At 66.5% G+C, this 26,323-nt stretch carries 23 protein-coding genes and 1 tRNA gene; 17 read left to right on the top strand and 7 right to left on the bottom strand.

Features of this window, described 5'->3' with window-relative positions; genetic code table 11:
- The first annotated feature begins 86 nt into the window (after positions 1 to 86).
- A complete protein-coding gene (locus tag G6N23_RS14160; protein ID WP_085261903.1) occupies positions 87 to 1,526 on the top strand; it encodes a glycoside hydrolase family 183 protein in 1,440 nt (479 codons plus the stop codon).
- Here G6N23_RS14160 and G6N23_RS14155 read toward each other — a convergent pair.
- On the bottom strand, positions 1,490 to 4,573 hold the full coding sequence (locus G6N23_RS14155; RefSeq protein WP_085261902.1) for an MMPL family transporter: 3,084 nt from the start codon (positions 4,571 to 4,573) through the stop codon (positions 1,490 to 1,492). The genes G6N23_RS14160 and G6N23_RS14155 overlap by 37 nt on opposite strands.
- A gap of 36 nt (positions 4,574 to 4,609) precedes the next feature.
- Positions 4,610 to 5,692 carry a DUF6670 family protein gene (locus G6N23_RS14150; protein WP_234808675.1) on the bottom strand — a complete coding sequence of 361 codons (1,083 nt, stop codon included), beginning with the start codon at positions 5,690 to 5,692 and terminating at the stop codon, positions 4,610 to 4,612.
- A 161-nt stretch (positions 5,693 to 5,853) separates the two neighbouring features.
- On the opposite strand from G6N23_RS14150, the gene G6N23_RS14145 reads away from it, so the two are divergent.
- Entirely contained in the window at positions 5,854 to 6,495 is a 642-nt protein-coding gene (locus G6N23_RS14145; RefSeq protein ID WP_085261900.1) for a TetR/AcrR family transcriptional regulator, read from the top strand.
- A 25-nt stretch (positions 6,496 to 6,520) separates the two neighbouring features.
- On the opposite strand, the gene G6N23_RS14140 is transcribed toward G6N23_RS14145, so the two are convergent.
- From G6N23_RS14140 to G6N23_RS14120, 5 genes are all read right to left on the bottom strand, one after another.
- Complete coding sequence (locus tag G6N23_RS14140; protein WP_085261899.1) at positions 6,521 to 7,438, bottom strand: LLM class F420-dependent oxidoreductase; 918 nt, start codon at positions 7,436 to 7,438, stop codon at positions 6,521 to 6,523.
- Between the two features lie 326 nt (positions 7,439 to 7,764).
- The gene (locus G6N23_RS14135; RefSeq protein WP_133055496.1) at positions 7,765 to 8,157 is read right to left on the bottom strand and encodes a hypothetical protein; all 393 of its coding nucleotides are present in this window, start codon (positions 8,155 to 8,157) and stop codon (positions 7,765 to 7,767) included.
- A 366-nt stretch (positions 8,158 to 8,523) separates the two neighbouring features.
- Positions 8,524 to 9,963: a pentapeptide repeat-containing protein gene (locus tag G6N23_RS14130; RefSeq protein WP_085261898.1), complete on the bottom strand. Its 1,440-nt coding sequence runs from the start codon at positions 9,961 to 9,963 to the stop codon at positions 8,524 to 8,526.
- 6 nt (positions 9,964 to 9,969) lie between these two features.
- Positions 9,970 to 10,872: a hypothetical protein gene (locus G6N23_RS14125; protein WP_085261897.1), complete on the bottom strand. Its 903-nt coding sequence runs from the start codon at positions 10,870 to 10,872 to the stop codon at positions 9,970 to 9,972.
- 159 nt (positions 10,873 to 11,031) lie between these two features.
- Positions 11,032 to 11,107: transfer RNA gene (locus G6N23_RS14120), tRNA-Arg, on the bottom strand.
- 110 nt (positions 11,108 to 11,217) lie between these two features.
- Here G6N23_RS14120 and argS point away from each other — a divergent pair.
- The 15 genes from argS to G6N23_RS14045 all read left to right on the top strand — a co-directional run bounded on the left by argS (position 11,218) and on the right by G6N23_RS14045 (position 26,319).
- Positions 11,218 to 12,864 (top strand): arginine--tRNA ligase, encoded by a 1,647-nt coding sequence (gene argS / locus G6N23_RS14115; RefSeq protein WP_085261896.1) that lies wholly within the window; start codon positions 11,218 to 11,220, stop codon positions 12,862 to 12,864.
- The gene (lysA, locus tag G6N23_RS14110; protein ID WP_085261895.1) at positions 12,861 to 14,279 is read left to right on the top strand and encodes a diaminopimelate decarboxylase; all 1,419 of its coding nucleotides are present in this window, start codon (positions 12,861 to 12,863) and stop codon (positions 14,277 to 14,279) included. The genes argS and lysA overlap by 4 nt, the downstream gene beginning before the upstream one ends.
- Positions 14,280 to 14,281: 2 nt before the next feature.
- Positions 14,282 to 15,607 carry a homoserine dehydrogenase gene (locus G6N23_RS14105; protein ID WP_085261894.1) on the top strand — a complete coding sequence of 442 codons (1,326 nt, stop codon included), beginning with the start codon at positions 14,282 to 14,284 and terminating at the stop codon, positions 15,605 to 15,607.
- The gene (thrC, locus tag G6N23_RS14100; protein ID WP_085261893.1) at positions 15,604 to 16,698 is read left to right on the top strand and encodes a threonine synthase; all 1,095 of its coding nucleotides are present in this window, start codon (positions 15,604 to 15,606) and stop codon (positions 16,696 to 16,698) included. Before G6N23_RS14105 ends, thrC begins: the two co-directional genes overlap by 4 nt.
- A complete protein-coding gene (gene thrB, locus G6N23_RS14095) occupies positions 16,698 to 17,654 on the top strand; it encodes a homoserine kinase (RefSeq protein WP_085261892.1) in 957 nt (318 codons plus the stop codon). Before thrC ends, thrB begins: the two co-directional genes overlap by 1 nt.
- Before the next feature lie 262 nt (positions 17,655 to 17,916).
- The gene (gene rho, locus G6N23_RS14090; RefSeq protein WP_085261891.1) at positions 17,917 to 19,932 is read left to right on the top strand and encodes a transcription termination factor Rho; all 2,016 of its coding nucleotides are present in this window, start codon (positions 17,917 to 17,919) and stop codon (positions 19,930 to 19,932) included.
- Between the two features lie 145 nt (positions 19,933 to 20,077).
- Positions 20,078 to 20,326, top strand: coding sequence for a 50S ribosomal protein L31 (gene rpmE, locus G6N23_RS14085; protein ID WP_085261890.1), 249 nt, complete (start codon positions 20,078 to 20,080; stop codon positions 20,324 to 20,326).
- Positions 20,327 to 20,398: 72 nt separating this feature from the next.
- The gene (gene prfA / locus G6N23_RS14080) at positions 20,399 to 21,475 is read left to right on the top strand and encodes a peptide chain release factor 1 (protein WP_085261889.1); all 1,077 of its coding nucleotides are present in this window, start codon (positions 20,399 to 20,401) and stop codon (positions 21,473 to 21,475) included.
- Positions 21,472 to 22,329, top strand: a complete 858-nt coding sequence (gene prmC / locus G6N23_RS14075; protein WP_085261888.1) for a peptide chain release factor N(5)-glutamine methyltransferase — start codon at positions 21,472 to 21,474, stop codon at positions 22,327 to 22,329. The genes prfA and prmC overlap by 4 nt, the downstream gene beginning before the upstream one ends.
- Positions 22,326 to 22,985, top strand: coding sequence for an L-threonylcarbamoyladenylate synthase (locus G6N23_RS14070; protein WP_085261887.1), 660 nt, complete (start codon positions 22,326 to 22,328; stop codon positions 22,983 to 22,985). The genes prmC and G6N23_RS14070 overlap by 4 nt, the downstream gene beginning before the upstream one ends.
- On the top strand, positions 22,982 to 24,160 hold the full coding sequence (locus G6N23_RS14065) for a glycosyltransferase family 4 protein (RefSeq protein ID WP_085261886.1): 1,179 nt from the start codon (positions 22,982 to 22,984) through the stop codon (positions 24,158 to 24,160). Before G6N23_RS14070 ends, G6N23_RS14065 begins: the two co-directional genes overlap by 4 nt.
- A gap of 115 nt (positions 24,161 to 24,275) precedes the next feature.
- Entirely contained in the window at positions 24,276 to 24,722 is a 447-nt protein-coding gene (locus G6N23_RS14060; protein ID WP_085261885.1) for an ATP synthase subunit I, read from the top strand.
- Complete coding sequence (gene atpB, locus G6N23_RS14055) at positions 24,715 to 25,470, top strand: F0F1 ATP synthase subunit A (RefSeq protein ID WP_085261884.1); 756 nt, start codon at positions 24,715 to 24,717, stop codon at positions 25,468 to 25,470. The genes G6N23_RS14060 and atpB overlap by 8 nt, the downstream gene beginning before the upstream one ends.
- A gap of 58 nt (positions 25,471 to 25,528) precedes the next feature.
- Positions 25,529 to 25,789, top strand: coding sequence for a F0F1 ATP synthase subunit C (locus G6N23_RS14050; protein ID WP_085261883.1), 261 nt, complete (start codon positions 25,529 to 25,531; stop codon positions 25,787 to 25,789).
- A gap of 8 nt (positions 25,790 to 25,797) precedes the next feature.
- The gene (locus G6N23_RS14045) at positions 25,798 to 26,319 is read left to right on the top strand and encodes a F0F1 ATP synthase subunit B (RefSeq protein WP_085261882.1); all 522 of its coding nucleotides are present in this window, start codon (positions 25,798 to 25,800) and stop codon (positions 26,317 to 26,319) included.
- The last annotated feature ends 4 nt before the right edge of the window (positions 26,320 to 26,323 follow it).

The following is a 26,323-nucleotide window of genomic DNA, read 5'->3' as shown; positions in this document are numbered from 1 at the left end:
TATCACCATCTCACTAGTCACAACCGTCTCACCAGCAACTATCGTCACAGCAGGCGAGGCCCGGAGCGGTCCCGGAAAGGTGTGACATGTCGGCGACGCGTCGGATCGTCTCGGCAGCGATGGTGCCGGCGATCGTGCTCGGGACGGTGCTCGCCACCGAGTTCGCACCACCGGCGATGGCGGCGACCTGCAACGCGCCCGAGGCCAACATCGACCCCCCGCCGGGTTCGCCGACGACCGGGGCCGGTCAGATGCCGAGCGGGCGGCGGCCCCGCGGCACCAACGATCAAGCGCCACTGCCCAAACTGGGCCCGCTGATCGCCGCGCTGATCAACCCCAACGGCACCATAAAACAGCAGGCCGCGGTGGTGCCCCCGGCGCCGGTCCCGGACGGTCAGGTCGCGCCGAACGCCGCCCAACCGGTTCAGCCCGTTCCGAACGCCGGCGCCGATCCGGGGCTGTCGACCGCCGATGCCGCCGGGGCGATCGCGGGTTCCCAGACGTCGCTGGTGGAGTGGATGACCGGGCCCAACAGCCCCAACCAAACCCTGCAACGCTTCGGCATCTCCGGCACCGACCTCGGAATCCCCTGGGACAACGGCGATCCCGCCAATCGCCAGGTCCTCTACGCGTTCGGTGACACCTTCGGGTACTGCCGCATTCAAGGCAAGCAGTGGCGGCAGAACGTGCTGTTCCGCAGTCCGGACAACAATCTGGCCGACGGGATCACCGTGGGGCCAGGTGCCGTCGGCAACAGATACTCGGGTTCGCCACTGCGCCAAGCGAACTTCTCCAAGCAGATCCTGCCCGCCGTCCAACTGGCTCCGCACCAGGAGGGCATGATCCCCACCGCCGCCATCGGGATCGCCGGCAACCAGTACATGAACTTCATGTCCATCAAGCAGTGGGGCCGCGACGGCGAATGGTCCACCAACTACTCGGCGATCGCGGTCTCCAACGACAACGGCGAAACGTGGGGGGTATACCCGGGGACGGTGCGTTCGACGGCGCCGGAGAACGTGCCCCGGGCGCGCTTCGTCCCCGGTAACGAGAAATTCCAGCAGGGTGCCTTCCTGCGCGGGGGCGACGGTTACCTGTACGCCTACGGAACCCCCCCTGGTCGCGGCGGCTCGGCGTTTCTGTCGCGGGTGCCCGAGCGCGCGATCCCCGACCTCACGAAGTACCAGTACTGGAATGGCGACAGCGGATCGTGGGTGCCGGCCAACCCGGCTGCGGCCACCCCGGTGATCCCTGGACCGGTGGGTGAGATGTCGGTGCAGTACAACACCTACTTGCGGCAGTACCTGGCCCTGTACGGAAACGGCGGCAACGACGTGGTGGCCCGGACCGCTCCCACGCCGCAAGGTCCGTGGAGCGCCGAGCAGACCCTGATTCCCACCGGCCAGATTCCCGGCGGCATCTATGCGCCCTACCTGCACCCCTGGTCGACGGGCAAAGAGGTGTACTTCACGTTGTCGCTGTGGAACGCCTACGACGTGATGCTGATGCGCACGGTGCTGGGCTGAGCCGGCCGGGACGGCCACCACATGCGTTCGCCGAGCAGGCTCATGGCCGCGGGAACCAGATAGGTGCGGACGACGGTGATGTCGAGCAGAAGGCCGATACCGACCGTGGAACCGATCTGGACAAGGTTGAGGACCGTTCCGCTGGTGAGCGCGAACATGGTGATCGCGAAGACGATCCCGGCAGTGGTGATGACACTGCCGGTGCTGCCGAACCCCCGGATGATTCCGCTGACCACGCCGCTGTGGGACTCTTCTCGGATTCGTGCGGCGAACAGCATGCTGTAGTCGGCGCCGACGGCGACCAGCGCCATGAACGAGACCGGCAGCACCGACCAGTCCACGTCGATGCCGATGAGGTGTTGCCAGATCAAGGTGGACACCCCGGCCGCGGAGGCGAAGGACAACACCACGGCTGCGATCATCACCAGCGGTGCCACAAGGCTGCGCAACATGACGATCAACACCAGTAGCACGGCGATGACAGCGACCACGCCGAACAGTGCGAAGTCTCGCCAGGTTTGATCGATGTGTCCCTGCGACAGCGATGCCAAGCCCGTGGTCTCGATGCCGGCGTTCTGCAGCACGGTCCCGGTGGCGGCGTTGCGCGCGGTCTCGACGATCCGGGGTACTGCGTGTAACGCCTGCGACGAGTAGGGATTCACGGCCCATACCGCCAGCATCCGTGCGGTACGTCCGTCCGGTGAGATGAGCAACTTCTGACCGGCGGTGAACCGCGGATCGTGCTGTGCCTGCGGAGGGAGGTAGAAGCCCCGACCGGCGCCGTCGGTGGTGTTCGCCGACAGTCCCTGCAGATACTGCGTCGCCCGGCTAAGTCCGTCGCTGAGTTCCCCGGTGAGCTCGACCATGGTGTCGGTGCCGGCTTTGACCTGGTTGAGTCCGTCGTGGAGTCGCCCGATGCCGCTGGCGAGTTCCTCGATCCCGGCGGTCAGGGCGTTAAGGTCCCTGCGTGCCTGCTCGGGGGTGCGAGAGCCGAGTTGGTCGAGCAACGAACGTAAGCCGTTGGCGGTGTCGCGCAGGTCGGGCAGGACCGACAGCGCGCTGGCTACGGCGTTGTCGGGGACGATCGGGGCCACCATCTGGGCGGCGGTGATCGCGGTCAGTGCGGCACCGCCAGTGGCATCGTTGAGTTCGTCGAATGCCGCGCGGGCACGAATACACCCCGGGTCACTTGCGCACATCGGCGACGCGGTCGGGGTAGTCAGCGGATCGAACACCGCGTGCAACCCCGTTGTCGATGCGGCGATCTTGTCGCGGCCGCTGTCGATCTCAGCGGCGACGGCGTCAAGGGCCGCGGTTGCGGTCGAGACGTTGTGCACCAGCGTCGCGACATCGAGTGAACCATCGGAGATCACTGACACCAGTCGGTTCGCCGATTCCAGTGTGCTCAGCAGGGTCCGGGCCAAGGTGACCACCTGGTGGGCGCCGGTGGTCAGTTGCGGGATACGTGCAGCCGCATCACCGGATCCGTCGCGCAGTTGAGTGACTCCCGAAGCCAGGAACCGTAATTCGGGCAATGCGGTCCCTACCCTGCGGTCCGCTTCGGCGAGGCCGTCGGCGACCCGTGCGGTCTGAAACCCCACGGCCGTTTCGGCTAAGGGTTTTCCGTCAGGGCGCGTGATCGAGCGGACGTAGGCGATCTCGGGTAGGTTGCCGACCGCCCTGGCGATCAGGTCCAGGGCGGCCAGGTCGCTGGTATTGCGCATATCGTGGTCGGCTCGGACGACGATGAATTCCGGGGCGGCTTCGTTGACTCCCCAGTGGCGGTATACCCGTTCGTATCCGCGTTTGCTGTCGGTGCTGCGCAGTTGCATGGCGTTCTCGTCGATATTCGGCCGGAACGTGAGCAGCACCGAACTGGTCGCGATGAGGAACGCCAGTGAAGCCGCGGCCAGCGCCGGGGCGTGGCGCACGATGGTGGCGCCACGCCGACGCCAGGCGCGCTCGTTGAGAGCTCGCGGTTCGGCATATCCGTGCCGGCCCCACAGCCCGACCAGCGCCGGGGTCAGAGTCAAGCTGACGGCGGCCGTGATCGCGATGGCCAGTGTGATAGGCGGGCCGGCGGTGCGGAACATTCCCACCTTGGTGAAGATCATCGCCATTCCGGCACCGGCGATGGTCAGCGCCGAGGCGATGATGATGGCGGCGGTGCGCGACCCGGAGCGGGCCACTGCGTCGTCGACGGGCACCGCCCTGCGTCGGCCCTCGTGGTAGTTGGCCAGGAGGAAGATCGCGTAGTCGGTGCCCGCGCCCAAGACCATGGCGGTGGCCAGCGCGATCGTGAAATTCGAGATCGACAGCAGTTCCCGGGCGCCCAGCCATGAAACGACCGGGCGCGCAACGGCCAGGGAGATGCCCACCGTCAGCATCGGAATCAACGCTGTCGCAAGCGATCGATACACCGCCAGCAGCATCACGGTGATCAATAGCAGTGAGACCGCGGTGATGATCAGTAGCGAGGTATCGATTGCGGAGAACAGATCCGACAGCGTCGGCGATGGGCCGGTGAAGTTCACCTCAAGGCCGTCCGGGCGCGCCAACCCGGTGATCTCGGCACGGATATTCTCCGTTGATTGGTGTGCGCGGGTCGAACCCACATCACCGATGGTGGCCAGCAGTAGGTGCAGTGACTTGCCATCCGGGCTCATTCCCAAGCCGCCGAGTCCGGGGTTGCTGAAGGTGTCCATCACGTAGGCGACGTCGTCCTTGTCGGCGACCAATCGCTGCACCAGTTCGTGGTAATACTCGAAATCGGCGCCGTCCAGGGCGCGTTCGCTGGAAAGCACGATGCTGCCGACGGCCGTTGAGGCCGGAACACCGAACTCTTGCGACATGTGACGCAGTGTCTCGGTAGCCGCGTTCTCCGGGATGAACGGGGCGGAATGCTCGGCAACCGTGTGTTCCAGCTGTGGCACAAGCATATTCAGTGCGCCGGCGCCGATCAGCCAGGCGGTGAGGACCCACCAGGCGTGCCGTGCGGCGAACCGCGAGACGCTGCCGAAAAACTTGAGTTCATGGTTGTGCGCCACGGTTATCCCCCGATCGTGTGGTGCCCACGGATTCGGTCATGGTCGTTCTCGTTGCTCGCAATCGACCCATTCGAGATATGCGGACCCGTTGACGTGGTTGCCGCACCAGCTTCCGTCGTAGCTGTACGCACCCGAATAGCCGCGGCCGTGGCCGAAGCGAAGGGGAGCGTCGACGGTGCCGGTAATGGAGCCGATCTCGCGATCCCGGTCGCGGATGGTCCAGCGGAACCGGCGCGGGACGCGCATGGCGCGGCCCATCGGATCGACTTCGGGTTCGCCGTATTCGAGGACTGCGAAATGGGTGTCGGTATGGACGACGGCCGGCCGGTCGGTCGAGCGCACCTGGGCCAGCCGGCAGGCGGAGGCGCCGGAAGCACGGACGTCGGTGAGCAAGAGCTGGGTGCCGTCGGGCAGCACGAGGATCTGGTAGGTGAAGAAATCGACCGGCAGGCGAGCCGCCGCCGGAAGGGGGCGCGAAGTCAGCGCTTGCGGGCTGATGCAACGGGCGTATTCCACGGTCCCGATTCCCGATACCGGAATTCTTGCGGTTCCGTCCTCCAGTGTGCCGCTGTAGGGGGCCAGCAGACTGAAATGGTCGTAGATCGGAGTTTTCACGAAATAGGAGACCTGCGGGGTGGCGTCGAACTCGAGCTCGACCCCGAAGGTGTCATAGGTGCCGCGCACCCGATACCGGGGGTGATCGACATGGACCTGCAGATCCTCGCCCCAGCGCAGCGAGGACCCGTCGGCGGCGAACCGGCATTCGTTGTGGGCGTCGTAGGCGCGGTAGTGATGATGGTTTCCCGCTGCGGTCGACGAGAAGACGGTCGTGTTGTCCCGGGCATCGGCTGGGGCGAACACACCGTTGTCGAAGATCACGGTGCCGGTGTTTCCGATCAGCGTCATGGTGTTGACGTAGCGATACGGCTGCGGCAGATCGGCGACGAAGAATCCGTAATGGGTCCAGGCCCATCGGCGACTGTCCAGCTCGGGGCGCATCTGGGCGGCCTGGGTGAACGGTTGCACCGAGGCCGTAAGCCGGCGATCCAGCAGCGGCAGCACCCGGCGGACGAGGCCGCGCCCGGCGGCGTCGAGCACTCGGCTTCGTCGGTCCGGCACGGCGGCGCTCACTGCGCGCCCGACCGGTCTCCGATCCGCGGTAGCGGCATCACGTTGAGTAACCCGGACATGCAAACCCCCTGAAGTGACCTGGCGGTAACATTGGCATTCGTGCACGTCCCGGTCAAAGTGATAGCTCTCACATCGCTAGGGTTGCCGGGGTGGCGAATCACCGTAGTGGAACCAAGGGCGTTCCGCGCGAGGTGCGGGAGACGGCGATATTGGACGCTGCCGGTGAGGAATTCGAACGACGGGGGTATGCCGGCGCAGTGGTCGGATCGATCGCGGCGCGTGTCAACGTCTCGAAAACCCTGGTGCTCAGCTATTTCGGATCCAAAGAGGGTGTGTACATAGCGTGCGTGCGCCGCGCGGGCAGGTCGCTGACCGACGCGATCGGCGGCGCCATGACAGCGTCCGGCACCGTCGAGTCGGGGGAGCGATCCGAGACGCCCGTGAGTGTGGCGAGCGAAACACGGGTGTTGGCCGCGATTTTCCAGTGCTTGGCTCGCCGGCCCAGCGACTGGCCGGTGCTTTACGACCGGACCGTGCCTGCCGGGCCCGCTCGCGATGCGGCCCGTGAACAACGACGTGCTTTGCGCCAGCAGGCTGCCGAGGGCGTGGCATCGGCCCTGGCCGGCCTCGGGGTCACCGACCCGCAGGACCTGTCGGCAATCACGTTGGTCTGGGAGAACGTGGTCTCGGCGCTGGTCGCCTGGTGGCGGCAGAACCCCGGCGAGAGCGCTGCCGACATGACTGCGCGCTCACAGCGGATCTTCGCGGCCATTCACCGCTTGTCGTCGTGACCTGACCGGGCCGAACCCGGTGGGATCAGGCGTCGAGCACCGCGCGCAACGCCGCACCCACCTCGGCGATCACGCCCGGGGTGTAGCCGGGGATGTGCATGGTCACCCCGCCCACGCCGGCATCAAGGACCTTGGTCTTGATCTGCTCGGCGAGCGATTCCGGACTGCCGGCCACCATCCGCTGACTCATCTCGGCGGGGATTTGGGCGGCGCTGACGTTCGGGCCGGCCAGCGCCGTGAGCAGCATGGTGGTCTCCAGAGTGGCCGGGTCGCGGCCGATCTCCTCACAGCTGCGGCGGACGGCGTCCACCTTCGCGGGCAGCTCGTCGAATCCGGTGATGAGGTTGAGGTGATCGAAGTGGCGTGCCGCCAGCGGGATCGTCTTCTTCTCGCCGCTGCCGCCGATCAGTAGCGGAATATGGTCGCGGAAGCGGGGTTCGGCCATCGCCTCGCGGGTGCGATACCACTTGCCCTCGACCGTCGGCCGCTCACCTTCGAGCATCGGCAGGATGATCTGCAGCGCCTCGTCGAGCCGGTTGAACCGGTCGGTGAAGGTACCGAACTCGAAACCCAACTGGTCGTGTTCGAGCTCGAACCACCCGGTGCCGATACCCAGGATCGCCCGGCCGGAACTGACCACGTCCAGCGTGGTGATGATCTTGGCCAGCAGGGCCGGGTTGCGGTAGGTGTTGCCGGTGACCAGCGTGCCCAGCTGGACGTGCTCGGTCGCGGTCGCTAATGCCCCCAGGGCTGTGTACGCCTCGAGCATCGGCTGGTCGGGGGAGCCCAGTACGGGCAGTTGATAGAAGTGGTCCATCAGGAAGACCGCGTCGAAGCCGGCGGCTTCGGCCTCTTGGGCTTGGGCGATAACGGTGGGGAACAGCTTTGAAATGTCGGTGCCGTAGGAGAAGTTGGGGATCTGGAAGCCAAGTCGAATCGTCACGGGAACGACCCTAGGGGCGACGAACGCTTACCGGAGGTGATTCTGCTATCCGCGAAGGGCGGAATCAGTCGGTCAACTTTCGAATCGTTGCTGCGTCGCTGGTGCGCGGCTTGAAATGGTGGCTTTGAAATGGGGTTGCGCCGGGCGATCAACGGCTGAACGGGCAGGCACCACGAAGGCGCAAATGCGCACGCCGGTCAGAACGGGGTGACCGGTGTGTCCTCGCTGATGTCGGGGAAGGCGGGCAATTCCGCGCGGGCGCGGCCCGCGCCGGTCACTGCGGCGCCGAGGGGGCGCGGCGATGGCCAACATTCGCCCTAGCGCAGCTACTGCCCGAGGGCGCTGATCACCAGGACCGGCGCTTGTTCCGCGAGAAATGCCTTCGATCTGATCTTTGTGGACGAAAACGCTTCGTCCAGTGCGCTACTGGTGAGGTAGCCGCCAGCGGGTAGTGCACCGGCCAGCGTTTCCCATACGTCGGGCGGCACCGTTGTTGGGGCAGGGTGGTAGCGCGCCTTCAAATCGGCAACAGTCGTAGATTTCAGTTCCACGATGGAGTCGAGCCAGTAAGTTGACGGCCCAGGAACTCGTTGGTCTCCCATGTCCCCGCTCACCCATGACACCGCAACCGGTGATCCCAATGCAGGGAACCGCTTTGTCAACGGCTCCAGATCATGGCGTATCGGATTGGGTGAGTGCTTGGTTGCGATGGTCCCCACCGCTGCCTCCCTACCTTGAGCGTCACGGGTGTGCGGCGTACATGCCACAATGTTCAGAGACGCGACCAGTACGGCTGCCGCTCCCACTCCTTGGATGTACGTAAGCCTTCTCATGGCATCCTGGCCGATCCAGTGCTGCGGTCGTTGATGGGGAACTGAATGCCGCCTGAACTGCCGAAACCGTCCACCCGATCCTCCCTTCCGGGATTGAATGCTGGCACGTTTCCTGTCTGCGTGGCCGGCGGGTTACCCAAATCCCAGGTAACCGTTCGGGTGACTTCCCCCGGTTGGCAACACAGCGGTATACCGCCATCGCCACGATCGCAGTAAGCGCGTAAAGTATTGGGGCGCAGGTGATTATATGGATCAGCCGGGGACATCTGGTTCTTGTAATCCGTCTGGCACTTCACCATTTGGCCACTTCGTGGTTTCATCGTGAACAGCACCTTGGAAGTTGACTCGAATGAATTCGGCCTGCGCAGACCTAGGGCGATTTCCGCCAGAGAACCTTGTGCCGCGGAGGTCAGCATCGCGAAAAGTTACGTCTTCAAGATGTATCCACAATGTGGCCTTCCGCAACGTCGCCTTTCTAAAATTGGCTCCCACCATTTTCGAACTTCCAAACGACGCGCCGGTGAGGTCGGATTCGGCGAACTGGGCACGAGGTAGGGACGTACCCACGATCAAAGCGTTCTGCATCTCACAGTTGCCAAACTCAACTGGGGGTTGCCGTTTGTCGCCAATCGCGTCTTCTGCGTGGGCGTAGTACAGTTGTACTCGCGGTAACTTCGAGCCCGTGAATTCAGCTCCCGTCAACGTAGTTCGCCTCATATTCGCGTCGGACAGGTCGGTGTTGACGAGGAGTGCATGTGTGAGGTTCACGGTTTCCAGGTTGGCTGCGCTCAGGTCGATATCTTCGAGGTTGAATCCCGATAGATCCGCGCCAGAGAGATCCAGTTTGCACGACTTCCAATTGTTGAAGTCGTCGGTGTTGGTGACGGGACGGTGCGAGCGAATCAGTGCGACAATGGTTTTCCGTACTTCCAGGTCTTGCGGCGAGTCACCTGTTTTCAGCATACCGCCATCGGAAATCTCGATCTGCTGGCGTGGGCTCCGCAGCTGCGCGCACAGGAGGTCAATGCACACTTGGCGTTCTCTGTCGTTATCGAACATATGCCAGTCGTCCGCGAGCGCCGCGAGGGCGTATGCCCCGGCGTGACGGACTGCATGGCTGCTTGACCCTAGTTGCTCGGCGATGGTGGTGAATCGGTCCCGTAGTTCCCGCTCGCGATCGTCAATCCTTCGGGACGTTTCGAGCTGGTGACGTTTGAGATCGAGGTCGTACTTGTCAGAGTCGAGCATGAACTGCCGTGCAGCTGTCTGCTGAGCTTCGATCGATACCTCGTGGGCGCGCTCTGCTGTGTCTTGACGGCGGTATGCGACCAATGCGGCACCCCCGATGCCAATGATTGCCAGGATTGTGGCGGTGGTTCGCGCTGCGTCGAATATCTCTGTGCCGTCGACGTGAGAGAAGAAGGCCCGCCAGCCGTTAGGGTCGCGCCACGGTGCTGGCTGGTCACTGAGAAGCCAAGCCAGCCAGACGAAGAGGGCGACACCTAGAGCAGTTACGATGAACGTACCGATGCTCACGAGCGCGACAAGTGGAATTCGGCGGGGTTTGGATGGTGTCGGGAGTGCTTCAGTACTCCGCGCTGCACCTTGTCTGTTCGCACGAAACCGCTTGAGCCAATAGCTGATTAGGGCTCCGAAGCCGACCAGAGCTACCCACAGCAGCACGGTGCCCATGTGAACTCATTCCTCTGCTAGCTGATCGGTTTCGCTCAATCGGATGGCGAGCGCGCCGACAACGTGCACCATCATCCAGGCGTCGCTCATATTGATGTCGGGGTTACCCGTGTGCGCCTCCCCCTCACCCCGCGTGGCCGATACCCAGTCGACTGTTTTGGCGATGGCCTCCGTAAGCGGAGTGTCGCTGCCCTTCAGCAGGCCCTTGCTGCGCGCCGACTTCAGCAGCGGGCCAAGCGCATTGCCTGTGCAACCGAGCGCCAGCAGCACGTCCTGCAAAGCCGTCGCCGCGTCGGTGATCGCATCACCAGCATCGCGGTTGCGTAGCTCTTTCAGCGCCTTTTGATATGCGGTCTCTGCACCCGCGAATCGCGGCTGGCTATGCAGGAGATACAACGTTGGCTCGACCACTGCGTTGTGCATTTCCTGCGAATCGATTTCGATGAGGCGACTGTTTTGATGCAGATGGAATGCGACGACATGCGCCTCGAATATCCGATTAACATCGGCTCTGAATCTCTCTGGCGCATCGAGCGCCGGAGCAAGCCGGTGCTCCGGATACGGAACAGCTCCTGTGTCTTTAAGGATCTCCGCGAACTTTTGCAGAATCTCGTGCTCAGCCTCAATCAGCGAGAGCAGGTGATCGTTCGGACACACGGTTCCCGGACGCATGTGCTGCGGTGACGGATCGTCAGCAAGGGACCTTAGCGTTCGGCGCTTGATCCATGAGTGGATCTCGTCTCTCTCGTCTTGATTGAGGGAAACAATCGCGTCCTGCCATGCAGCGAATAGTTTGACGCGAACGGCGGTGTCGAGCTCCTCGGTCCATTGCGTAGCGCCGGTCGCGAGCGCTGCGGCTTGCGCTTCGCGCCGCAAACGCTCTGCGTACAGCTCGTGCTGGTACTCCACATGCCGAGCCTGCCAGGGTGGAGCGGACGGCCGGGGGATGCTCAAAAGGTGTGTCGGGCGTGGCTAGCCAGCAACGTCAGCAGCGACGACGTTAGGGCACCCTTGGGGCACAACGAGCAGCCACCCCGGCCTAAAATAGCCCCTGACCTGTGATAACTGTGGTGCCCCCGGCAGGATTCGAACCTGCGGCCTTCTGCTCCGGAGGCAGACGCTCTATCCCCTGAGCTACGGGGGCGCACGTACTACGGCGCCATGTGGGCTTTGACAGACTAGCGCATGAAAGTCGATGCCCAAGAACCGGACGGATTCGGGTCCTGACCACGTCAGACCATAGGATGGAGCCTCGTGACCCCCGCCGATCTGGCCGAATTGCTCAAGACCACCGCCGCCGCGGTGCTGGCCGAGCACGACCTGGACCCCGCCGCGCTGCCCGCGGCGGTCACCGTCGAGCGGCCGCGCAACCCCGAGCACGGCGATTACGCCACCAACCTGGCCCTGCAGCTGGGCAAGAAGGTCGGCGTCAACCCCCGTGAGCTGGCCGGTTGGCTGGCCGCCGCGCTGGCCGACGCCGACGGTATCGCCTCGGCCGAAACTGCCGGTCCCGGCTTCGTCAACATCCGCCTGGACGCCTCGGCGCAGGGCACCATCGTGGCCAACATCGTGGACGCCGGCCCCGGCTACGGCCACTCGACCGAGTTCGACGGGCTCAACGTCAACCTGGAGTTCGTCTCGGCCAACCCCACCGGCCCCATCCACATCGGCGGTACCCGATGGGCGGCGGTCGGTGATGCGCTGGGCCGGTTGCTGTCCACCCAGGGTGCGGCGGTGACCCGCGAGTACTACTTCAACGACCACGGCGCCCAGATCGACCGGTTCGCCAACTCGCTGATCGCCGCCGCCAAGGGCGAACCGGCCCCCGAGGACGGCTACGCCGGCGCCTACATCGCCGATATCGCGGCACAAATCCAGGCCAAGATGCCCGACGCGCTGAACAGTCCCGACGCGCAGGAGACGTTCCGCTCCATCGGCGTGGACCTGATGTTCACCCACATCAAAGAGTCGCTGCACGAGTTCGGCACCGACTTCGACGTCTACACCCACGAAGACTCGATGCACACCTCCGGCCGCGTCGAACAGGCCATCGAGCGGTTGCGGGCCAACGGCAACATCTATGAGAAAGACGGCGCCACCTGGCTGCGCACCAGCGCCTACGGCGATGACAAGGACCGCGTCGTGATCAAAAGCGACGGCAAACCCGCCTACATCGCCGGCGACCTGGCCTACTACCTGGACAAGCGCGAGCGCGGCTTCAACCTGTGCATCTACATGCTCGGCGCCGACCACCACGGCTACATCGCCCGGCTCAAGGCCGCCGCGGCGGCCTTCGGCGACGACCCGGCCACCGTCGAGGTGCTGATCGGCCAGATGGTCAACCTGGTGCGCGACGGCCAACCGGTCAAGATGAGCAAGCGGGCCGGCACCGTGATCACCCTCGACGACCTGGTCGAGGCCATCGGCGTGGACGCCGCCCGCTACAGCCTGATCCGCTCCTCGGTGGATACTCCGATCGACATCGACCTGGCGCTGTGGTCCTCGGCGAGCAACGAAAACCCGGTCTACTACGTGCAATACGCGCACGCGCGGCTCTGCGCGTTGGCCCGCAATGCCGCCGAACTCGGCATGGGCCCCGACACGGCCAATCTCGGGTTGCTCACCCACGACAAAGAGGGCGCGCTGATCCGCAGCCTGGGGGAGTTCCCCCGGGTGCTGAAAACCGCTGCCGCGCTGCGTGAACCGCACCGGGTGTGCCGGTATCTGGAAGACCTCGCCGGTGACTACCACCGGTTCTACGACAGCTGCCGGGTATTGCCGCAGGGCGACGAGCAGCCCGGTGATCTGCACACCGCGCGGCTGGCGCTGTGCCAGGCCACCCGCCAGGTGGTCGCCAACGGCCTGGGCATCCTGGGTGTGAGCGCACCGGAGCGGATGTGAACGTCCACCCCGCCGGGCCGCGCCACGCCGAGGAGATTCACCACGACGGTCTGCCGCCGCGGCCGCAAACCGCGCAGCAGCTGCTGGAGTTGGCGCCGAATGTGTGGCCGCGCAACGCCGTTCGCGGCGACGACGGCGTGGTGCGGATCGCCGGAGTGACCCTCACCGACCTGGCGCAGCAGTACGGCACCCCGCTGTTCGTCATCGACGAGGACGACTTCCGCAGCCGTTGCCGCGAGATCGCCGAGGCGTTCGGCGGGGGCGACAACGTGCACTACGCCGCCAAGGCCTTCCTGTGCAGTGAGATAGCCCGCTGGATCGACCAGGAGGGCCTGGGCCTGGACGTCGCCACCGGGGGAGAGCTGGCGGTCGCGTTGCACGCCGGCTTCCCGGCGGAGCGGATCACGGTGCACGGCAACAACAAATCGGTCGCAGAACTCGAGGCTGCGGTCAAGGCCGGGGTCGGTTACATCGTGCTCGACTCGATGATCGAGATCGACCGGCTCGAGGCGGTCGCTGCTGAGGCCGGCGTCACCCAGGACGTGCTGGTCCGGGTCACCGTCGGCGTGGAGGCCCACACCCACGAATTCATCTCGACCGCCCACGAAGACCAGAAGTTCGGTCTGTCACTGGCCAGCGGGGCGGCGATGGACGCCGTGCGGCGGGTGTTCTCCGCCGACCATCTGCGGCTGATCGGCCTGCACAGCCACATCGGTTCGCAGATCTTCGATGTGGCCGGCTTCGAATTGGCCGCCCACCGGGTCATCGGACTGCTGCGCGACGTCGTCGCCGAGTTCGGTGTCGACAAGACCGCGCAGTTGTCCGTCGTCGACCTGGGCGGAGGACTGGGCATTTGCTATCAGCCGCAGGACGACCCGCCGCCGATGGCCGACCTCGCCGCGAAACTCACCGCGATCGTGCGTGAGGAGTCCGCCGCCGTCGGTCTGCCCACACCGACTTTGGTCGTCGAACCCGGCCGTGCCATCGCCGGGCCGGGCACCGTCACGCTCTATGAGGTCGGCACCGTCAAAGACGTCGACATCAGCGCCACCGCCCTGCGTCGCTATGTCAGCGTCGACGGCGGCATGAGCGACAACATCCGCCCCGCGCTCTATGACGCACGCTATGACGTCCGGCTGGTGTCGCGGACCGGAGATGCCGGCCCGCTGCCGGCGCGCATCGTCGGCAAGCACTGCGAGACCGGCGACATCATCGTCCGCGACACCTGGGTGCCCGAGGACCTGGCTCCCGGCGATCTGGTCGCCGTGGCCGCCACCGGCGCCTACTGCTACTCGATGTCGAGCCGCTACAACCTGCTCACCCGTCCGGCGGTGGTGGCGGTGCGCGACGGGAAGGCTCGCCTTATGCTGCGCCGGGAAACCGTCGATGACCTGATCAGCCTGGAGGTGAGGTAAGCGTGTCCGATTCCGTGAGTCCGGTGGGCGTCGCCGTCCTCGGGTTGGGCAACGTCGGCAGCGAGGTCGTCCGCATCATCGAGGCCAGCGCTGACGACCTGGCCGCCCGGATCGGCGCTCCGCTGGTGCTGCGCGGCGTCGGCGTGCGCCGGGTGGCGGCTGACCGCGGCGTGCCGGTCGAGTTGCTCACCGACGACGTCGACAACCTGGTATCGCGCAGCGACGTCGACATCGTCGTGGAGTTGATGGGCCCGATCGAGCCCGCCCGCAAAGCGATCCTGGGGGCGATCACGCACGGCAAATCGGTCGTCACCGCCAACAAGGCCCTGCTGTCCCGGTCCACCGGGGCGCTGGCCGAGGCCGCCGAGACCGCGCGCGTGGACATGTATTTCGAGGCCAGTGTCGCCGGCGCGATCCCGGTGATCCGGCCGCTGACCCAGTCGCTGGCCGGTGACACCGTGCTGCGGGTGGCCGGCATCGTCAACGGCACCACCAATTACATCCTGTCCGAGATGGACTCCACCGGCGCCGACTACGCCAGCGCCCTGGCCGACGCGAGCGCGCTGGGCTATGCCGAGGCCGACCCCACCGCCGACGTGGAGGGCTACGACGCCGCCGCCAAGGCCGCGATCCTGGCATCGATCGCCTTTCACACCCGGGTGACCGCCGACGACGTCTACCGCGAGGGCATTTCCAATATCACCCCCGAGGACTTCACCGCGGCACGCGCACTGGGCTGCACGATCAAACTGTTGGCGATCTGCGAACGCATCATCACACGTGACGGCCAACAGCGGGTTTCGGCTCGCGTCTACCCGGCGCTGGTGCCGCTCGAGCACCCGCTGGCCACCGTCAACGGCGCTTTCAACGCCGTGGTGGTCGAGGCGGAGGCGGCCGGCCGGCTGATGTTCTACGGGCAGGGCGCCGGCGGTGCGCCGACCGCCTCGGCCGTCATGGGCGATCTGGTGATGGCCGCCCGTAACCGGGTGCAGGGCGGTCGCGGGCCGCGCGAGTCCAAATACGCCCAACTGGCCATCGCGCCGATCGGCGATGTCCAGACCCGCTACTACGTGAGCATGGACGTCGCCGACAAACCGGGTGTGTTGTCCACGGTGGCAGCCGAATTCGCCGCCCACGCGGTGAGTATCGCCGAGGTGCGCCAGGAAGGCGTGTCCGACGACGAGGGCCAACTGATCGGCGCCCGGATCGTGGTGGTCACCCACCGGGCGGCCGAATCGGCGCTGTCGGAAACCGTTGCGGCGCTGGCCGAACTGGATGCGGTCCAGCAGGTCGCCAGCGTGCTACGACTGGAAGGAACAGACCAGTGAGCTCCACCCGGACACCGAGTACCCGGCCTACCCATCAAAATTGGCCGGGCCTGATCGGCGCCTACCGCGATCGGCTTCCGGTCGGGGATGACTGGACGCCGATCACCCTGCACGAGGGCGGCACCCCGCTGATCCATGCCAAGCGGATCTCCGAACAGATCGGGTGCACAGTGCACCTGAAAGTGGAGGGGCTCAACCCGACCGGTTCCTTCAAGGACCGCGGGATGACGATGGCGGTCACCGACGCGGTCGCCCGCGGCCAGCAGGTGGTGCTGTGCGCCTCGACCGGGAACACCTCGGCCTCGGCGGCGGCCTACGCGGCTCGGGCCGGCATCACCTGCGCGGTGCTGATCCCGCAGGGCAAGATCGCGATGGGCAAACTGGCGCAGGCGGTCATGCACGGCGCCAAGATCATCCAGATCGACGGCAACTTCGACGACTGCCTGGAGCTGGCCCGCAAGATGGCCACCGACTTCCCGGCCATCTCCCTGGTGAACTCGGTCAACCCGGTGCGCATTGAGGGCCAGAAGACGGCGGCTTTCGAGATCGTCGATGTGCTGGGCACCGCACCTGACATCCACTCGCTGCCGGTCGGCAATGCCGGCAACATCACCGCGTACTGGAAGGGCTACCGCGAGTACCACGCCGACGGCCTGACCGAGAAGCTGCCGAAGATGCTGGGGACCCAGGCCGCCGGTGCGGCGCCGCTGGTGCTCGGGGAGCCGGTCAAGAACCCGGAGACCATCGCCACCGCGATCCGCATCGGCTCGCCGGCCTCGTGGTCGCAGGCCGTCGAAGCGCAGCAGGACTCCGGTGGCCGATTCCTGGCTGCCACGGATGATGAGATTCTGGCCGCCTACCACCTGGTGGCGCAGTCCGAGGGCGTCTTCGTCGAGCCGGCGTCGGCGGCCAGCATCGCCGGGCTGCTCAAATCGGCGCAGGACGGCTGGGTGCCGCGCGGCTCGACCATCGTGTGCACGGTCACCGGAAACGGACTCAAGGACCCCGACACCGCGCTGCGGGACCTGCCCGAGGTCACCGCGGTTCCCGTCGACGCGGCCACGGTGGTCGCCGAATTGGGGCTGGCCTAGTGGTCCAACTGTTGCCGAGCGGGTTGACGGCCAGCGTCGCGGTGGCGGCGTCGAGCGCCAACCTGGGCCCCGGCTTCGACAGCCTCGGCCTGGCACTGGGCCTCTACGACGAGGTCATCGTCGAGACGGTCGAGGCCGGCCTGGTGGTGCAGGTCGAGGGGGAGGGCGCCGGCCAGGTTCCGCTGACGTCGGATCATCTTGTGGTCCAAGGCATCCAGCGCGGGCTGCGGGAAGTCGGTGTCGACGTCCCCGGGATGGTGGTGCGCTGCCGCAACGCCATCCCGCACCAGCGTGGGCTGGGCTCGTCGGCGGCCGCGGTGGTCGGAGGCTTGGCCGCGGTCAACGGCCTTGTCGCGCAACTTGATCGGCCCGGGCTGTCGGAATCCCAGTTGATCCAGCTGGCTTCGGAATTCGAGGGCCACCCCGACAACGCCGCCGCCGCGGTGCTGGGCGGTGCCGTGGTCTCGTGGACCGCGAGCAGCGGCGAGGCTGCGGCAGAGCAGGTGGACTATGCGGCGGCGGCGCTGCGACTGCACCCCGACATCCATCTGTTCCCGGCGATACCGCAACGGCGGTCATCGACCGCGGAGACGCGCATGCTGCTGCCCGAGCGGGTCAGCCACCGCGACGCCCGATTCAACGTCAGCCGCGCCGCGCTGCTGGTGGTGGCGCTGACCGAGCGGCCCGATTTGCTGATGACGGCGACCGAGGACGTGCTGCACCAGCCGCAGCGCGCCGCGGCGCAGCCCGAGTCGGCGCAGTTCCTGCAACTGCTGCGCCGGCATGGGATCGCCGCTGTGCTCTCCGGCGCCGGTCCGGCGGTGATCGCGCTGAGCACCGCGGCCGAATTGCCCGCTGAGGTGCTGGAGGACCCGGCGGCGCGCGGGTTCGCTGTGAGCGAGATGCGAGTCGGCGACGCGGTCAAATGGAACACCGGTGTGGTGGTGCCCGGTTGAGGCACGCCGGCGCCTTTTGTTGCGTCAGGCTCCAAACCAGGTTATTCTCGGTGCCGTCCCGCATTCGCGGCATCAGCACCTGGATCAGACTGCGATGTCACTGGGATGCCACCAAATTCTTCCCGTAGCTGACGGCTTGCGATTCGATGCCGTCGATACGGGTATCACCGTTACACAGTCGACGGTGACACGCACTCGGCGACTCCGCTGAATGCACCCAACCCCTCGCGTGACAAAACCGACGAGGGAAGAAAGGAAATCCGTGACCGAAACGGACCTCTTCACGGCTGAAGGCGGCACTGGACAGGATTCTCTGTCGGCCCCCCAGAGCGCTCCCGAGAACCTCGATCAGGGCGCTCCTGCGGCCCCCGCTGCCAGCGACGATGCCACCGCGGCGTCTGCCGCGGACGCCACCTCGGCGCCGGCCACCACGGAGTCGGCGCCTGTTGCGGCACCTGACAACGGTGCCGCGACGACCACGCCGGACCCCTCGTTGTCGGCGATGGTGCTGCCCGAGCTGCGGGCGCTGGCCAACCGCGTCGGCGTCAAAGGCGCTTCCGGGATGCGCAAGAGCGAGCTGATCGCCGCGATCCGCGAGGTCGGCGACAACGGCGGCAATGGCGGTAATGGCGGTAATGGCGGCAATGCCGGCAATGCCGTGGCCCCGAAGGCCGAGGACGCGCCCGCCGAGACATCTGCCAACGGCGCGGCCAACGGCGCCGAGCCCACCCGGGCCGAGGCCGGCGAAAGCGGCGAGGCCAAAGCCACCGAGGCGCCGCCGCGTCGTGAACGGCGCAGCGCCAGCCGCGACACCGGCGCACCCGCCGCCGACGGCGGAGAGCAGGCCAAGGGTGAGCCCCGCAAGCAGGGCGAAGCCCACAAGCAGGACAAGCCCGACGAGAAAACCGAGCAGTCCGGTGGCCGTCGCGACGGCGCCAAGTCCGAGGAATCGGCTCAGGGCAAGGGCAGCGAACAAGGCGGGGACCAGAACCGGGGCCAACAGGGCGGCCAGCAGAACTCCGACGACGACGATGGGCGCGGGGGCCGGCGTGGCCGGCGCTTCCGGGACCGTCGCCGCCGCGGCGAACGGGGCGGCGAGGGCGGAGAGGCCGAACTGCGCGAGGACGACGTCGTCCAGCCGGTGGCCGGGATCCTCGACGTGCTGGACAACTACGCGTTCGTGCGCACCTCCGGCTACCTGGCCGGTCCCAACGACGTCTACGTGTCGATGAACATGGTTCGCAAGAACGGGCTGCGCCGCGGCGACGCGGTGACCGGCGCGGTGCGGGTGCCCAGAGAGGGAGAAGGCGGCGACAAGAATCCGCGGCAGAAGTTCAACCCGCTGGTGCGGCTGGACTCCGTCAACGGCGGGCCCGTCGAAGACGCCAAGAACCGTCCCGACTTCAACAAGCTGACCCCGCTGTACCCCAACCAGCGGCTGCGGCTGGAGACCTCGGGCGACAAGCTGACCACCCGGATCATCGACCTGATCATGCCGATCGGCAAGGGCCAGCGCGCGCTGATCGTGTCGCCGCCCAAGGCCGGTAAGACCACGATCATGCAGGACATCGCCAACGCGATCACCCGCAACAACCCGGAATGCCACCTGATGGTGGTGCTGGTCGACGAGCGGCCCGAGGAAGTCACCGACATGCAGCGCTCGGTCAAGGGTGAGGTCATCGCCTCCACCTTCGACCGGCCGCCGTCAGACCACACCCAGGCCGCCGAACTGGCCATCGAGCGGGCCAAGCGCCTGGTCGAGCAGGGCAAGGACGTCGTGGTGCTGCTGGACTCGATCACCCGGCTGGGGCGTGCCTACAACAACGCCTCGCCGGCGTCGGGCCGCATCCTGTCCGGTGGTGTGGACTCCACCGCGCTGTACCCGCCCAAGCGGTTCCTGGGCGCGGCCCGCAACATCGAAGACGGCGGCTCGCTGACCATCATCGCCACGGCGATGGTCGAGACCGGCTCCACCGGTGACACGGTGATCTTCGAGGAGTTCAAGGGCACCGGCAACGCCGAGCTCAAGCTGGACCGCAAGATCGCTGAGCGCCGGGTGTTCCCGGCGGTCGACGTCAACCCGTCCGGCACCCGCAAGGACGAGCTGCTGCTCTCGCCGGACGAGTTCGCCATCGTGCACAAGCTGCGTCGGCTGCTCTCGGGCCTGGACTCGCATCAGGCCATCGATCTGCTGATGAGTCAGCTGCGCAAGACCAAGAACAACTACGAGTTCCTGGTCCAGGTCTCCAAGACCACACCGGGAATGGACAACGACTGACCGGTCCGGCGCCGAAGGAATGCGCACGTCCCTCCCGACGTTTTGGGGGGCGACAGCGTAGCTGGCATAATCGAACACCTCAGGTTCCGGTTCACGTCCACCTCAAGGGCGGGCGACCCGGCGACCCACGATCGAAGAGGACATCATGAAATCTGGCATTCACCCCGCCTACGGCGAGACCACCGTGGTCTGCGGTTGTGGCAACAGCTTCACCACCCGCAGCACCAAGGAGAGTGGCCACATCGTGGTCGAGGTCTGCTCGCAGTGCCACCCCTTCTACACCGGCAAGCAGAAGATTCTCGACAGTGGCGGCCGGGTCGCCCGCTTCGAGAAGCGCTACGGCAAGCGCAAGGCCGGCTCCGCAGCCGACGCGGCAGAAGCCACCGACAAGTAGCGTCCTCACCGACGCCCGGAACGTGTCCGCACGTCGCCCGGGCGTCGGCTTGCGTTCGGGGATGGAGGTGAGATGACCCGCAGCATTCAGGCGATCGATGCCCTGCTGGCCGAACACGCGGCGCTGGAAACTCAACTCTCCGACCCCGAACTGCACAACAATCCGATCGAGGCCCGCCGCGCCGGGCGCCGCTTCGCCCAGTTGGCGCCGATCGTCGCCACCCACCGCAAGCTCGAGTCGGCCCGCGGCGACCTGGAGGCTGCCCGTGAGCTGGCCGCCGACGACGCATCGTTCGCCGCGGAGGTGCCCGAGCTGGAGGCCCGCGTCGCCGAACTGGACATCGCGCTCACCGACATGCTCGCGCCCCGTGACCCGCACGATGCCGACGACATCGTGCTCGAGGTCAAATCCGGCGAGGGCGGCGAGGAATCGGCGCTGTTCGCCGCCGACCTGGCCCGGATGTACATCCGCTACGCCGAACGGCACGGCTGGTCGGTGACGGTGCTCGACGAGACCACCTCCGACCTCGGCGGCTACAAGGACGCGACGATCACCATCGCCAGCAAGGGCGACAGCGCCGACGGCGTCTGGTCGAAGATGAAGTTCGAGGGCGGGGTGCACCGCGTGCAGCGGGTGCCGGTGACCGAGTCCCAGGGCCGGGTCCACACCTCCGCCGCCGGCGTGCTCGTCTACCCCGAACCCGACGAGGTCGGCGAGGTACAGGTCGACGAGTCGGACCTGCGTATCGACGTCTACCGGTCCTCGGGCAAGGGCGGCCAGGGCGTCAACACCACCGACTCCGCGGTGCGCATCACCCATCTGCCGACCGGGATCGTGGTCACCTGCCAGAACGAGCGGTCCCAGTTGCAGAACAAGGCCAGGGCACTGCAGGTCCTGGCGGCCCGGCTGCAGGCACTCGCCGAGGAGCAGGCGCAGGCCGACGCCTCGGCCGATCGTGCCAGCCAGATCCGCACCGTGGACCGCAGCGAGCGCATCCGCACCTACAACTTCCCGGAGAACCGGATCACCGACCATCGCATCGGCTACAAGTCGCACAACCTCGATCAGGTTCTCGACGGAGACCTCGACGCGCTGTTCGACGCGCTGGCCGCCGCCGACAGAGAATCCCGGTTGCAGGAGACGCCGTGAGCGCGCTGCGGGACGCGATCGACTCCGCGACAGCGGTCTTCGCCGACGCCGGAATCGACTCGGCCCGATACGACGCCGAAGAACTCGCCGCCCACGCCGCCGGTACCGATCGTGGCCGGCTGGCGCTGCTGGAGCCGCCCGGTGACCTCTTCTTCGGGCGTTACCGGGAACTGGTCGCCGCGCGTCGATCCCGGATCCCGCTGCAGCATCTGATCGGGACCGCGGCGTTCGGACCGGTGACGCTGCACGTCGGTCCGGGGGTGTTCGTCCCGCGGCCGGAGACCGAGGCCCTGCTCGAATGGGTTCTGAAACAGGTTGTGGATCAACGGTTTCCCCCGAGTCCGGTGATCGTCGACGCCTGCACCGGTTCCGGCGCACTGGCGGTCGCATTGGCCCACAGCCTTCCCGGCGCCCGGGTGCTCGCCGTAGATGACTCCGAGATCGCGCTGGGCTACGCGCGACGCAATTGCGCGGACACATCGGTGGAATTGATCCGAGCGGATGTCACCGCGCCCGGTCTGTTGTCCGAGCTGGGCGGCCGGGTCGACCTGCTGGTCAGCAACCCGCCCTACATTCCCGACGGCGCACAGCTGGATCCCGAAGTGGCCCAGTACGATCCGGCTCATGCACTGTTCGGCGGGCCGGATGGCATGTCGGTGATCACCCCGCTGGCGGCCCTGGCCGCACGCCTGCTGCGCCCCGGTGGCCTGTTCGCCGTCGAGCACGACGACACCACCGCCGCGGCCACAGTCGAAACCGTGCGCGGCACCGGATCTTTCGACGACGTGGTGTCCAGATCGGACCTGACCGGCCGGCCCCGGTTCGTCACGGCGGTCAGGAACGGTCAACTATGACAGAGGTTTTCGACTGCACCGACGTCGAGCAGCGTGCCGCGGGCATCGCGGCGGCGATCGACGCGGTGCGCGGCGGCCGGCTGACGGTGCTGCCCACCGACACCGTCTACGGCATCGGCGCCGACGCCTTCAATGCCGCCGGGGTGACTGCGCTGCTGGCAGCCAAAGGACGTGGCCGTGAGATGCCGGTGGGCGTGCTGGTCGGATCATGGAACTCCATCGACGGGCTGGCCCTGGTGGTGCCCGATACCGCCCGCGAGCTGATCCGGGCGTTCTGGCCCGGGGCGATCAGCATCATCGTCACCCAGGCGCCGTCACTGCAGTGGGACCTCGGTGAAGCCCACGGCACCGTCATGGTGCGCATGCCGCTGCACCCGGTGGCGCTCGAGGTACTCAAAGCCGTGGGCCCGATGGCGGTGTCGAGCGCCAACGTCTCCGGTGGCGCACCGGCCGTCGACGCCGCCGAGGCGCGCCGCCAACTCGGCGAGGCCGTCGACGTCTACCTTGACGCGGGCCCGGCCGAACAGGGGGAGGCCTCGACGATCGTCGACCTGACCGGACCCGCGCCGCGCATCGTCCGGGGCGGGCCGGTCTCGGCCGAGCAGATCGGGGCGGTGCTGGGGCTGGACCCGGCCGCGCTGACGGGGGCGTCGTGAGCAGCCTGCTCGCGCTTGCCGATCGTGGTGCCGGCGTGCCGTTGCGCGAGCTCGCGCTGGTCGGGCTGACCGCCGCGATCATCACCTACTTCACCACCGGGCCGGTCCGCTGGCTGGCCACTCGGCTCGGTGCGGTCGCCTACCCGCGCGAACGCGACGTCCATGTGCAGCCGACCCCGCGGATGGGCGGGCTGGCGATGTATGTCGGAATCGTCGCCGCGATCTTCCTGGCATCCCAGCTGCCGGCGCTCACCCGCGGCTTCGTCTACTCCACCGGCATGCCGGCGGTGGTGCTCGCCGGCGGGGTGATCATGGGCATCGGCCTGCTCGACGACAAATGGGGCCTGGACGCGTTGACCAAGTTCGCCGGCCAGATCACCGCGGCCAGCGTGCTGGTCACCATGGGCGTCGCCTGGAGCGTGCTCTACATTCCGATCGGCGGTGTCGGCACGGTGGTGCTCGATCAGGTGTCGTCGATCCTGCTCACCCTGGCGCTGACGGTGTCGGTGGTCAACGCGATGAACTTCGTCGACGGGCTCGATGGGCTCGCGGCCGGACTCGGTCTGATCACGGCACTGGCGATCTGCCTGTTCTCCGTCGGCCTGCTGCAGGATCACGGGGGCGACGTGCTGTTCTACCCGCCGGCGCTGATCTCGGTGGTGCTCGCGGGGGCCTGTCTGGGCTTCCTGCCACACAACTTCCATCCAGCCAAGATCTTCATGGGCGATTCCGGTTCGATGCTGATCGGGCTGATGCTGGCCGCCGCGTCCACGACCGCGGCGGGACCGATCTCGCAGAGCGCCTACGGCGCCCGCGACGTCTTCGCGCTGCTGTCGCCGTTCCTGCTGGTGGCGGCCGTGGTGTGTGTGCCGGCGCTGGACATGTTGCTGGCGATCATCCGCCGCACCCGCGCCGGACGCAGCCCGTTCAGCCCCGACAAGATGCACCTGCACCACCGGTTGCTGCAGATCGGCCACTCCCACCGCCGAGTGGTGTTGGTGATCTATCTGTGGGTGGGGATAGTCGCGTTCGGTACGGCCGGCACCATCTTCTTCGACCCGCGCTACACCGGGGCGGTGATGCTGGGTGCGATGCTCATCGCGATTGTCGTTACGCTCATCCCGCTGCTGCGCCGCGAGGACGGCCTGGAGGACAACCCCTACGACGCGCGGTAGTAGCACCGTCTAGGATGGTGTTGTAGGTGGTTCCGCAGCGCGTTCGGGCATCCGATACGCTCGGCGGGCAACTTCACGACAGTGACACAGAGCAAGTCGAGATTGGGGTGAGGCGGTGACGACACCAGCGCAGGATGCGCCGTTGGTGTTGCCGTCGGTGGTATTTCAGCCGATTCGGCTGCTGCTCATCTGTGCGGCACTGACCGGTGTCGCGATCGCCGCGGCCGCCCAGTTCGGCCGGCCGATGTTCGGGGTGTTCTTCGGGCTGGGCCTGGCGCTCGGGCTGGCCAATGCGCTGCTGATCCGCCGGTCGGCGCTGAGGATCACCGCCCAAGACCATCCGCTGAAGAAGAAGATGGCGCTGAACTCGGCGTCCCGCCTGCTGGTCATCAGCGTGATCGGCCTGGCGATCGCCTACCAGTTCCGGCCCGAGGGCCTCGGTGCACTGTTCGGATTGGCCTTGTTCGAGGTGGTGTTGGTGCTGACCACCATGCTGCCAGTGGTAAGAAAGCTCCGCGCGCAAGCGTCTGAGTCCGGCGCTGAAGGGACGGAAAATGACTGAGTCGATCCTGGCCGCGGGAGGCATCGAGGTCGGCCACCACGAGACCGCGGTGTGGCCGCTGCTCGGTGAGGTCAACATCGACACCATCATCTCCAGCTCGATCGCCGCAGTGATCGTGATCGCCCTGGCGCTGTTCCTGCGTGCCAAGGTCACTTCCACCGGGGTTCCCAGCGGTGTACAGCTGTTCTTCGAGGCCATCACCATTCAGATGCGCAACCAGGTCGAGGGCGCCATCGGGATGAAGATCGCGCCGTTCGTGTTGCCGCTGGCGGTCACCATCTTCGTATTCATCCTGACCTGCAACTGGCTCTCGGTGCTGCCCGTGCAGTACTCCAACGAGCACGGCGTCCACGAGTTGCTTTCTTCAGCTGCTGCCGACATCAACTTCGTGCTGGCGCTGGCGCTCTTCGTCTTCGTCGGCTACCACCTGGCCGGCTTCTGGCGTCGGGGCTTCATCGGCCACCCGCTGCGGGTGCTCAAGGGCCACGTGACGGTGCTGGCGCCGATCAACCTGGTCGAGGAGATCGCCAAGCCGGTCTCGCTGTCCCTGCGTCTGTTCGGCAACATCTTCGCCGGCGGCATCCTGGTCAGCCTGATCGCGTTGCTCGGGCCCTACTTCATGGTGCTGCCGAACGCGATCTGGAAGTCCTTCGACCTGTTCGTCGGCCTGATCCAGGCCTTCATCTTCGCGCTGCTGACCATCTTGTACTTCAGCCAGGCCATGGAGCTCGATGAAGACCACCACTAGAACCTGCACGACACATCAGACCTGGTAGAGCACTACCAGCTAGCAAGGAGGATATGAAATGGCAGATCCCAATCTGATCGGACTTGGGGCACTCATCGGCGGCGGCCTCATCATGGGCGGCGGCGCCATCGGCGCCGGTATCGGTGACGGTATCGCCGGTAATGCGCTGATCGCCGGTATCGCCCGTCAGCCCGAGGCTCAGGGCCGGCTGTTCACCCCGTTCTTCATCACGGTTGGTCTGGTCGAGGCGGCCTACTTCATCAACCTGGCCTTCATGGCGTTGTTCGTCTTCGCCACCCCGATCGCCGCGACGCAGTAACGCGCACCATGGGTGACATGAGCGTTGCTGTTCTGGTACTGAGCCAGGCGGCCGAGGAAGGCCCGAAGAAGAGCTTCCTTGTACCCGACGGCACCTTCTTCGCCGTGCTCGCGATCTTCCTGATCGTGCTCGGCGTGATCAGCACTTTCGTCGTGCCGCCGATCATGAAGGTGCTGCGGGAGCGCGAGAACATGGTCACCAAGACGCTCGCCGACAACCGCGAGTCAGCCGAGCAGTTCGCTGCCGCGGACGCCGACTACGAGAAGCAGATGGCGGCGGCGCGCCTGGAGGCGTCGACGGTTCGCGACGAAGCTCGGGCCGAGGGCCGCAAGGCCATCGAAGAGCAGCGGTCGGCAGCGGAGGCGGAGGTGGCCTCGACATTGCAGGCCGCCACCGACCAGCTCAAGCAGGAAGGCGATGCGGTGAGTGAGCAGCTGCAGGCCCGGGTGGCGACGTTGTCGACCACCCTGGCCAGTCGGATTCTCGGCGTCGAGGTCGAGACACTCTCCGCGGCGAGCACGGGGCGGTAGCAAC

Origin of the sequence: Mycolicibacter terrae (genome assembly GCF_010727125.1) — a bacterium.
In the GTDB taxonomy this organism is placed as follows: Bacteria; Actinomycetota; Actinomycetes; order Mycobacteriales; family Mycobacteriaceae; genus Mycobacterium; species Mycobacterium terrae.
Note: the sequence above shows the minus strand (reverse complement) of the source record. Positions and strands in the feature narration are given on the sequence as shown.

Coding starts and splice junctions, on each gene's coding strand:
- G6N23_RS14160 (WP_085261903.1), top strand. CDS start 87: ATGTCGGCGACGCGTCGGATCGTCTCGGCAGCGATGGTGCCGGCGATC.
- G6N23_RS14130 (WP_085261898.1), bottom strand. CDS start 9,963: ATGGGCACCGTGCTGCTGTGGGTAGCTCTGGTCGGCTTCGGAGCCCTA.
- rpmE (WP_085261890.1), top strand. CDS start 20,078: ATGAAATCTGGCATTCACCCCGCCTACGGCGAGACCACCGTGGTCTGC.
- prfA (WP_085261889.1), top strand. CDS start 20,399: ATGACCCGCAGCATTCAGGCGATCGATGCCCTGCTGGCCGAACACGCG.
- G6N23_RS14070 (WP_085261887.1), top strand. CDS start 22,326: ATGACAGAGGTTTTCGACTGCACCGACGTCGAGCAGCGTGCCGCGGGC.
- atpB (WP_085261884.1), top strand. CDS start 24,715: ATGACTGAGTCGATCCTGGCCGCGGGAGGCATCGAGGTCGGCCACCAC.
- G6N23_RS14050 (WP_085261883.1), top strand. CDS start 25,529: ATGGCAGATCCCAATCTGATCGGACTTGGGGCACTCATCGGCGGCGGC.
- G6N23_RS14045 (WP_085261882.1), top strand. CDS start 25,798: ATGGGTGACATGAGCGTTGCTGTTCTGGTACTGAGCCAGGCGGCCGAG.